The 2045-nt window shown below is 49.0% G+C and carries 1 protein-coding gene; it reads right to left on the bottom strand.

Annotation, left to right across the window (positions count from 1 at the left end):
• On the bottom strand, positions 1-2045 hold a 2045-nt coding region (locus NX845_RS23320; RefSeq protein ID WP_260257206.1), incomplete at both ends, for a VCBS domain-containing protein.

Here is a 2045-nt window from a genome sequence, read left to right as displayed (position 1 = left end):
CCTGAAGTCGTTACTGCTTTGTCGGTTTCATCGATAGCGACGGTCGCACTGCTGACAGTAGCGGCGTCGTTAGTGCCATTAATCGTGACCTTGATCGTCGAAGGGGTGCCATCGATGGACGACACCGTGAAGGTTTCTTCGACTTTATCGCCGACGTTTAGTTGGTTAAACGCGCTGTTGGCGGTGAACGCCCAATGACCATTAGCATCAATAGTCAGGTCACCATTGGTGCCAGTAATCGAATCCGGTGTAAACGCATTATCTTGATTATCCACGTCGGTACTGGTCAATGTTCCTGAAGTCGTTACTGCTTTGTCGGTTTCATCGATGGCAACGGTCGCGCTACTGACAGTAGCGGCGTCGTTAGTGCCGTTAATCGTCACTTTGACCGTTGACGTTGTGCCATCAATAGACGATACAATGAAGGTCTCTTCGACTTTATCGCCGACATTCAATTGATTAAACGCACTGTTGGCGGTGAACACCCAATGCCCATTAGCATCAATAGTTAGGTCGCCATTAGCTCCAACAATGGAGTCTGGCGTAAATGTGTTATCAGGATTATCAACATCGGTACTGGTTAACGTGCCTGATGTCGTTACCGCTTTATCAGTCTCATCCACACTGACTGTTGCGGTACTGACTGTCGCTGCATCGTTAGTGCCGTTAATCGTCACTTTGATGGTTGACGGTGTGCCATCAACCGACGATACCGTAAAGGTCTCTTCGATCTTGTCGCCGATATTTAACTGATTAAACGCGCTGTTGGCAGTGAAGACCCAATGACCATTAGCATCAATAGTCAGGTCACCGTTGGTACCAGTAATCGAATCCGGTGTGAATGCGTTATCTGGGTTATCGACGTCGATACTGGTTAGGGTGCCTGAGGTTGTTACCGCTTTGTCAGTCTCATCGATGGCAACGGTCGCACTGCTGACAGTAGCGGCGTCGTTAGTGCCGTTAATCGTGACTTTAATGGTCGAAGGTGTGCCATCAACGGAAGTGACAGTAAAGGTTTCTTCGACTTTATCGCCGACGTTCAATTGATTAAACGCACTGTTGGCGGTGAACACCCAATGTCCACTGGCATCAATAGTAAGGTCGCCATTGGTACCTGAAATCGAATCCGGCGTGAACGTATTGTCTGGATTATCAACATCGGTACTGGTGAGGGTGCCTGAGGTAGTTACCGCTTTGTCAGTTTCATCGATGGCAATGGTCGCGCTGCTGACAGTAGCAGCGTCGTTAGTGCCGTTAATCGCCACTTTGATGGTTGACGCTGTGCCATCAACCGACGATACCGTAAAGGTTTCTTCTACTTTATCGCCAACATTTAGTTGATTAAACGCGCTGTTGGCGGTGAAGACCCAATGACCATTAGCATCAATGTTGAGGTCGCCATTTGTGCCTGCAATGGAGTCTGGAGTGAACGCATTATCCGGATTATCGACATCGGTGCTGGTTAATGTTCCTGAAGTCGTTACTGCTTTGTCGGTTTCATCGATAGCGACGGTCGCACTGCTGACAGTAGCGGCGTCGTTAGTGCCGTTAATCGTGACTTTAATGGTCGAAGGTGTGCCATCAACGGAAGTGACAGTGAAGGTTTCTTCTACTTTGTCGCCGACGTTTAACTGATTAAACGCGCTGTTGGCGGTGAAGGTCCATTGGCCATTAGCACCAATGGTGAGGTTGCCGTTGGTGCCAGTAATCGAATCCGGTGTGAATGCGTTATCTGGGTTATCGACGTCGATACTGGTTAGGGTGCCTGAGGTTGTTACCGCTTTGTCAGTCTCATCGATGGCAACGGTCGCACTGCTGACAGTAGCGGCGTCGTTAGTGCCGTTAATCGTGACTTTAATGGACGAAGGTGTGCCATCAACGGAAGTGACAGTGAAGGTTTCTTCGATCTTGTCGCCGACATTCAATTGATTAAACGCGCTGTTGGCGGTGAAGACCCAATGACCATTAGCATCAATAGTCAGGTCACCGTTGGTGCCTGAAATAGAATCCGGCGTAAACGTATTGTCTGGGTTGTCTACATCGGT

The organism is Vibrio sp. NC2, from assembly GCF_025195005.1.
GTDB classification, from domain to species: domain Bacteria; phylum Pseudomonadota; class Gammaproteobacteria; order Enterobacterales; family Vibrionaceae; genus Vibrio; species Vibrio splendidus.
Note: the sequence above shows the minus strand (reverse complement) of the source record. Positions and strands in the feature narration are given on the sequence as shown.